Genomic DNA, 7,511 nt, shown 5'->3' on the forward strand with positions numbered 1-7,511 from the left:
TAGACGCCCAACTTGCAAAACTTTCGATATCTCTTTCCAGTCAATACAACCCTGAGTTCGCGTAAAACAATCTCATTGTTAAGGGGTGAGCTAACCCTCTTCAAGCGAGCCAATAGTCGTCAATGGCAATGCCGCTTCAAGTTACCCAGTGGGCAATGGCATACAGCCTCTACTGCTACAGAAGATGTATCTCTAGCCGAAACCCAAGCTATCGCCATTTACGAAGCTGTCAAAATCAAAATAGGCTCAGGTTTATCGGCAGTCACTAAAACCTTTAAGCAAGTAGCTTTGGATGAAATTGCCAATATGGCACAAGCCACCCACAACAAGACTGGTAAACGCGCTTATCGTGACTACGCCTTTGCTATTAACAAGTATTTGATTCCATTCTTTGGGCAATATGAAGTTGGCAAGATCACAGTAGAGATGCTGGGTGATTTTGAGAGTTGGCGAATTAGCGAGATGGGCAAGATTCCCATGGCGAGCACTAAGCGTAATCACGCCAGCGCCTATATCCGTGTAATCAACCTAGCTAGAGATCGTGGATATATTGGGCATAACCAGTTAGTGCCGCTATTAGATAGCAAAGGCAAGCGTAGCCTGCCCCGCCCTGCTTTTACTGCCGAAGAAATAAAGGAGTTACTAAGCTATACGGAGACTTGGCAAAAGAGTTCTTATACCGACAGAACGGCCATGATGCGAACACTATGCTCTTTCTATATCGAGTTTTTAGTCAATACAGGTGTTCGTCATGGAACAGAAGCATTGCCTCTGCGCTGGAAGCATTTGCAATGGCACTGGATTGGTAATAAGAAATATTTGAGGATTTGGGTGTCAGGCAAGACGGGCCCACGCTATTTAATCGCTAAGAATAGAGTGATCAAGGTTTTGGAAGGAATTTTGAAGTGGCAAGAGTTGCCGTATTCGGGATTAAATGCGGTGATTGAGGCTAAGGTTGATAGATTGATATTTCGTTTGCCAACGGGTGAACAAATTAGCAATATGGAAAACATCTTTCGCAACTTAATGGTTCGCAGCAATATGCGTTTAGATGGCAGTGGTCAAGCTAGAACGCTGTATAGTCTGCGCCATACTTATGCCACATTTACTCTAGCTAGCGGTGTTGATATACACACATTAGCCAGGCAAATGGGCACCAGTGTTGGCATGATTGAGCGTCATTACAGCAAGCTAACCCCTATGATGAATGCTGAGAAGTTGGCTTAACCCAAAGAAGTAACAACGTTGCCTGTATAGCAAGGTAATAGCGTTACTTCGGCGCCAGCAAGATTAATAAACGGATTGCGTTTTTTAAGCTGTTGACCAAACCAAGCTAGCTTGGCGTTAGCACGGTAAGCCCCTTTAAATTTACGGATACTGTCTGAGCCGTTTACTAATTCAATGATGCCGCTAAAGGTAGCGCCACGATACTTGGCGTTTTTAACTTCAATTGCAAAAACGTCTTGTACACGTTGTAACTTGCTTACCTGAGCTTTGGATGATGTATGAGGAATAGTTTTATTTGATAAGTTTTTCATTTTTAAATCCTTTATTAAATTAATTGATTTCATGGTTGTTCTAGCGTCTAGTTAATAGACGCTAGAGGTATTTCTTTTAATGACTTGTTTTAGACGACTAAGAACTTGAATCGTGGTTTGTTGCTTGTGCTTGGGGTTGGTGGAAGAATTGCGCCCATGCGTGAGAGCAAAAGAATCTCATCAAGCTTGGCGAAATATTTTCGTAAGTCACCAAAGTGCTCGATTTGTTCCAGGTAGTGCAATACTTGCGCATCAGGAAGATTGACCCCTTCTACCCCTAGTAATTTTTGAGCTCTGGGCAATACTTGACGGGCAGTTAACGCTGGGAAAGAAATCTCATCGCAGCGTGAACGCAAGCTTTTATGAACGCTCAATGGATTGTTGGTGGTAATGATCACCATCAACTTATCTGAATGTTTGTCCATAGCAGTCCAAAGTTCGTTGACATTGCACGCTACATTGTCAAATTCATGAAATACCATGAAGTATTTCTTGTGCCCACAAAGATCAGCAACGCTGCATGAGTTTGCGATGTAGCCACCTAAGTCACTTCTTTTGAGGATTGACTCAAAGTCAGTGTCTATTTGTGCATCGCTGCCGCTGATATATTGAGGCAATAAGTCTGCAACACTGGTTTTGCCTGTCCCGTTTGGGCCCCAGAGCAATAAATTACCTTCAAGTTGCCCTGACATGTATGCCTGGATGCGAATTCTGACGGCCTCATTGGGGTAAATCACTTCGCCTAGATTGGTGGGTTTATATTTGTCTGCAGTTTTCACTCTTGACTCCTTATTGGTATTGGTAAGTGGGGTGACAGTGAGTGCCACCCCTTTGATTGCTACTTAGGCTGCTTTTAGTAAGCGTTCTTCGTTTGCTGCAATAGCGCTATTTGCAAGCAAGTCAGAAGCTTCTTTGCTTAAGGCTTTGCTTTCTGCGTTAGCTTCTGCTTTGCTACGGGCCATTCTGATTAAGCAAGCGTTATAGAACGCAGCATTAATGTCAGAGATTGCCCCAACGATGGATAGCATGCCGTCTGGATCTGGCTTGGCTAGGAGCAATGCATATTCCCCACTGACACCTGGCATTGGCAACTTTGCTAATGGCGTTACTGTTGCTTGCTCGATGCTTGCTTTGACTTGCGCTTGTGCTACGGCTAAGTCCGCTTTACGCTGTAGTGCTTCTTCTGAAACAATCATGCGTTTGCGAACTTCTTCAATGCCCCCTTGCTCAACAATCCAGTTGGGCAAATTGGCTGCGGGGATCTCGTAAGAAATTGCTGCTTTGAGCACATAGGTATAACCATGCGCACGCTTACGATCGCTACCAAACACAAAACGCACGAACATAGTGAGTGTTGTGGTGTTACGCTGAACGCGAACCCCTTCTGCAGTCAAGCGAGCAGATAGGTCGTTGCGTAGGGTCTTTTTATCGCTATCGTCAGCATCAACGAATTTGCTTTTGAAGACTTCTAAGCAATTTGCTAACAGGCTATACAAGCCCTCGTTTGCCTTTTTGTAGTCAGTAGATTCCCACTGTTTGCGTTGGCTGACTAGGCCGTCTAACTGAGAAATCAGCGCATTTGCATATGCGAGATTTACCGTTGTTGGTTGAAATGCTAGTTTTGCTGTTGTGATTGCTTGTGCCATATGTCCTCCTGTATAAGAAATGGCGTTAAAAATGCTGCGCTGCGGAATGCAATGCAGCAATCGTGAAACACGGGTTTTGCGAATTACTTCATTTGTTAAAGAGCGGTGATGTGAATCACGATATGAAGGATTAAAACAGTCGTAACACTAAATGGACGTTTATTAAACAAAGTGTTATAAATTACCCATGACAAGCACAAAATCACGGTTTTATAAGGGCCTGCGGGGCTTTACGCGATCAGACGCTGAGGTATTGGCTAACGATGCAGAGGACTCTATCTATCGTTGGTGGTGGGAGTATTTGCGCCTTAGCCCCGTATTTTGGTTTGCAAGAGAGACGGGGCATGCATTGGTTGATGCACAAATGGCCAAGACTTATGAGTTGGCTGGAAATCTCAAAACCAGTAACTTCCGACGGTGGTGGGAAGAAACGGGTGTGAATGTATTTGCCGAAGCAAAACGTCCAGGCAAGGTCATTACATTGGACCTGGAAAATCTAAATGAACATCCTTTTAAAGAAAAGGCTTTTTACTTAGAAATTCCTTTAACTATTCGTAAGGAAACTATTCTCAAGCAAGTTAGAGAAGTCTTGAGTGTGCTGCATGATGGTAGAGACTTAGATGTGACAGCAACAGCGAATGCACCATTTAAGTTACACACAAAAAGGTATCGATTACGTGTGATTGAGCTGGAGTACTGGGTACTTTTATATCGACTACTTTATGAGGATATTAAGGTTTGGCAAATTGGCGATAGATTACAACTGGCGCCACACTTGAAAGTCAGAACTTCGGAAAGAAGAGTTGAAGCTAGAGATAAGAGGTTCAATCAGCTGAACAGCCTAACAGGTCGATATCTATACAAAGCCCGATTTACATTGGCTAATGTAGAGCGCAGATCATTTCCCAATGGCAGCAAAATTATTGCCGCAGATGACTTTATGCCTTTTGGTGAAAAATACCATCAAGATTATTTGGCTGCGATTGGTAAGGTTGATGATGCGCAATCATCATGGAAAATGTGGCTACAAGATGAATACTCAGTATCTTTAAAGTATGAGATTGCAAGGCGAAACAGACTTACAGATCAACTGAAATTACCTGGAAGCAAGACCAGGCAAAAGTTTCCTGACTTTATTGCTGGTAAAACAGACTTACTAGATTAACTCGACTGCGTTTCTCTTCATATCATCGTTTGCATCGAGATACTTCATCGTTACTGCGATGGAGCGATGTCCAGCCAAGCTGGCAAGTATTCGCACGCCAATACCCTTGTTTGCGAGGGAGGTCAAAAATGATCTTCTTCCTGAATGGCTGCTAGCCCCCGAAATTCCCGCAGCGCGATAAACCCAAAAGAACCACTGACATAGACTGTTTGCTGAAAATCCTAGGCGATTGGCGCTATGAAAGAAGGGTAAGTGCGGTAAACGTGCAAAGCGTGTTGTTAGATAGCTTTGTAGTTCTGCTTGTAATTTGGCTGGAATGAATACAGTTCTTGGGTGGCCGCCCTTAGTTTGCGCTCCGCTTAAACGAATTTCATTTTTAATCGTGCCATCTTCATTAACCACATCTGCCATTTTGAGCGAAGCTATTTCGCCCACCCGCATGCCAGACCAAAAACTAGTAAGAATTAATGCACGATCGCGCTGAGCGTATTTTTTTGTTGAGACATAACGCAATACTTGATCAAGTTCTGCAGTGGTAAAAGTTTTTGCTTGAGCCATTTTGTTGTTCCTTATTTAAATAAAAAGCATGCTTAAGTGTGTTTTCTTTTGTGAAAAAGGTCGACCGAAATTTAGGCAAAATAGACCTTCCTAAAATCAATGACTTAAAGAAAACTACACTTTTCTTTGGTGCTTTTTTAAGCATGTATTTAGTCTGTAAAACCGTGGTTCCCATGAAGATCGTGGGATTTAGACGACAGACTGTAAATAACCCCTCAAATCCAGCTTGTATGCGGTTTGCGTAGCGTCCAGCAACTAGACGCTGTGATGTCACAAGATCGTTGTGTATAGGCGTTTTTTGAGGGGTGTAGTTAATGCGTTAAGTTAAATCAACGTTTGCAGCAATAAACACAGGTTTATTTGCGCCCGTTGATTTGCAGTTATGAACATTTAAAGTCCATTCATCAATTGTTTGATTTGAGGGATCATCGATTTTTATGAATAACTCACGTGTACTTGGGGAATACACGCTATAGCCATCTGCTCGCTCTTTTGACTTTGTTAATGGGTCGTAATGAACTAACCAAGAAAAGAGCATGTCGTCTTCTTGAGCAATGCCTGAATTTGTTAATTGACTTGTTGCTTCAATTTGCTTATCCGATTTTGCTTGAGCTTCCCACTCTAGATAAGAAAAGTAATCCACTAGATATTTCTGATTTGGGTTATGTAATTCCACTGATCCATTAAAGACAGCCCGCCTAAATAGACCCTTGCCAAAGGTTGTATTGAATTTTTCATTGATAAAACCTCTAACCGCTATTTCTCTCATATCGTTCTCCTTATTCAAATTGATTGAGTTCTCGCAAAGTTGCCAGTTACCTGTTGTGCTGGTTACTGAGGGGGTAGAGATCAAAAGATCGTTGCAAGGAGTTCAGTTGCAGATCTCAAAAGAGAAGTTGCAGGTGCAGTCGCAAGTCAGAGTTACTCATTTGCCACCCTAGTAACCCCTTTGCAACTAACTCATTACGCGACTACTTTCATTTCTTGCGACCACACTTTGTAACCATGCAACTCGCAAAAGTATTTAGTCCGCACAAAGAAAACCCCTAAATTTCCTGGCAAAAATGAGGTGATTTATGGATAAACGCAAAAAGAGGTCGACCAAACTTAATGATCGAAAACAAACTAACTATGCCCATTAACAAACAAGGAGAAAACAATGAGCGCATTAAGTAACTTAAAACTCGTAGCAGTTAAAAAACCAACCCATATGCCTGCAATCGTGATTCGCAGGAATAAGCTTTCTAGCAAGCTGTGGGAGCAGATCCAGCTAGCTAAGAGCCAAATGGATGGGACGCCCTTTGTCGTGACAAAATTCAAAACTATTAAAGACAAAGAAACAGGTTTACGTAAGCAGGTAGAAATGCCAAAGCGATTAAAGCCTTGGTGGTTCCAATCGGAGCAAGGCAAAGTCTGTGTATCTGTGAAATATGGAAGTTGGACTATTGAGCTTGCAAAAGGCAAGCCAAGCGTTGAAGTTGCTAGTGGCCCTGAGCTAGTTAAAGCACTTGAGTCCATTAAGTCAGCAGTAGAGGCTGGCGAGCTCGATGCTCAAATTGAAACGGCTAGCGCTAGTTTGCGTAGCGGTTTTAAGCGATAGAAGCATAAGCGTCCAGCAACTAGACGCTGGACGCTAAATATCTACATGAAAAAATTTCATGTGGGCGGCAAATGAAGATCACAGAAGTCACAACCCCAACGCCAGAGCAACAGCGAATTAAGGCTATGCAAGCGCAGGTCAAGCGTGCCCAAGAAGCAGTGAAAGCTGAGCGAGCTAGGCAGAAGATTGCTGCAGGGCAGAAACAGCTGGCAGCCTTATAAGGCTATTTATTTTTGAGTAGATCCTTAAGGTCGCTCAGGGCTATTTTGCTTTGTTGTTCCTGAATGCTCCAATAGTCATCGAAAGACATTAAAACGTCGTCACTCTCGTTTTCTTTTAGCTCTTCGGCGACTTCTTCAAGCTCATATTCGCTGACTACTCTGTAGTTATAGGTATCTAGCCTCTCTTCACTACTACAAATGGCACCATCTTTAAAGGCAATATACCTAGCGCCAATAAAGTACTCATTTTCATGCTCGTAGACCATCCCAATGATTACATTTGGATCTAATTTGACGGCATGGCTAAGTATGTAATCTTGAAATTTATAAGGCGGATTGCCACAGGTTTCAAACCGAAGATCATCCTCACCAAATTCTTCGGCTAAGCAAATCCAGTCTGCGCCAATTTCCTCTTCACCAAGTTCTGCTTTATCATTTGCTCTGCCATAGAGCACTTTTCCAACACTTGTGTAGTCGTACAGGGCATCATTTTCCTCATGCTGGCGCTCAAGGCGTTCTTGCATCTCTTTTGCTAGCCAAGTAATTTTTTCGTTACCAATTAATGTAATGAGGTTTTTTACTGCATCGCGCATAACCGAATCCTTTCGGGAGAGGGGTGTTTGGCTAAACTATATCCCAGCCAACCCCCAATAGCACAGAGGATTCCTATATCTCAGCCAGTTGCGCACCGTCCCGCAGGATAAAAACATCCGCACCTACCGTAGAGCCAAGCAAAATCAAGCAGAGTCAGCCACAGTCAGCCCATTTAGCAAGCCCATTCCC

The 7,511-nt window shown here is 43.0% G+C and carries 9 protein-coding genes and 1 pseudogene; 4 read left to right on the forward strand and 6 right to left on the reverse strand.

Going from position 1 to position 7,511, the window contains the following annotated elements; all coding sequences use genetic code 11:
- Positions 1 to 12 precede the first annotated feature (12 nt).
- Entirely contained in the window at positions 13 to 1,227 is a 1,215-nt protein-coding gene (locus tag B7Y67_RS02025; protein WP_293597100.1) for a tyrosine-type recombinase/integrase, read from the forward strand.
- On the opposite strand, the gene B7Y67_RS02030 is transcribed toward B7Y67_RS02025, so the two are convergent.
- The 3 genes from B7Y67_RS02030 to B7Y67_RS02040 all read right to left on the reverse strand — a co-directional run bounded on the left by B7Y67_RS02030 (position 1,224) and on the right by B7Y67_RS02040 (position 3,184).
- Positions 1,224 to 1,571 (reverse strand): hypothetical protein, encoded by a 348-nt coding sequence (locus B7Y67_RS02030; protein ID WP_293597101.1) that lies wholly within the window; start codon positions 1,569 to 1,571, stop codon positions 1,224 to 1,226. The genes B7Y67_RS02025 and B7Y67_RS02030 overlap by 4 nt on opposite strands.
- A gap of 56 nt (positions 1,572 to 1,627) precedes the next feature.
- Positions 1,628 to 2,317 carry an AAA family ATPase gene (locus tag B7Y67_RS02035; RefSeq protein WP_293597102.1) on the reverse strand — a complete coding sequence of 230 codons (690 nt, stop codon included), beginning with the start codon at positions 2,315 to 2,317 and terminating at the stop codon, positions 1,628 to 1,630.
- A 63-nt stretch (positions 2,318 to 2,380) separates the two neighbouring features.
- Positions 2,381 to 3,184 (reverse strand): hypothetical protein, encoded by an 804-nt coding sequence (locus B7Y67_RS02040; RefSeq protein WP_293597103.1) that lies wholly within the window; start codon positions 3,182 to 3,184, stop codon positions 2,381 to 2,383.
- A 187-nt stretch (positions 3,185 to 3,371) separates the two neighbouring features.
- Between B7Y67_RS02040 and B7Y67_RS02045 the strand changes: the two genes are divergently transcribed.
- Positions 3,372 to 4,349 (forward strand): hypothetical protein, encoded by a 978-nt coding sequence (locus tag B7Y67_RS02045; RefSeq protein WP_293597104.1) that lies wholly within the window; start codon positions 3,372 to 3,374, stop codon positions 4,347 to 4,349.
- On the opposite strand, the gene B7Y67_RS02050 is transcribed toward B7Y67_RS02045, so the two are convergent.
- Both B7Y67_RS02050 and B7Y67_RS02055 read right to left on the reverse strand, forming a co-directional pair.
- Positions 4,341 to 4,907, reverse strand: a complete 567-nt coding sequence (locus B7Y67_RS02050; protein ID WP_293597105.1) for a site-specific integrase — start codon at positions 4,905 to 4,907, stop codon at positions 4,341 to 4,343. The two genes, B7Y67_RS02045 and B7Y67_RS02050, sit on opposite strands and share 9 nt — an antisense overlap.
- Positions 4,908 to 5,226: 319 nt before the next feature.
- Entirely contained in the window at positions 5,227 to 5,676 is a 450-nt protein-coding gene (locus tag B7Y67_RS02055; protein ID WP_293597106.1) for a hypothetical protein, read from the reverse strand.
- A gap of 387 nt (positions 5,677 to 6,063) precedes the next feature.
- On the opposite strand from B7Y67_RS02055, the pseudogene B7Y67_RS02060 reads away from it, so the two are divergent.
- Both B7Y67_RS02060 and B7Y67_RS02065 read left to right on the forward strand, forming a co-directional pair.
- Positions 6,064 to 6,507, forward strand: a pseudogene (locus tag B7Y67_RS02060) (DUF6641 family protein); the annotation flags it as partial.
- Between the two features lie 71 nt (positions 6,508 to 6,578).
- On the forward strand, positions 6,579 to 6,728 hold the full coding sequence (locus tag B7Y67_RS02065) for a hypothetical protein (protein WP_293597107.1): 150 nt from the start codon (positions 6,579 to 6,581) through the stop codon (positions 6,726 to 6,728).
- 2 nt (positions 6,729 to 6,730) lie between these two features.
- Here B7Y67_RS02065 and B7Y67_RS02070 read toward each other — a convergent pair whose 3' ends face one another.
- Positions 6,731 to 7,321, reverse strand: coding sequence for a hypothetical protein (locus B7Y67_RS02070; RefSeq protein ID WP_293597108.1), 591 nt, complete (start codon positions 7,319 to 7,321; stop codon positions 6,731 to 6,733).
- Positions 7,322 to 7,511: the final 190 nt, after the last annotated feature.

Source organism: Polynucleobacter sp. 35-46-11, from assembly GCF_002281105.1.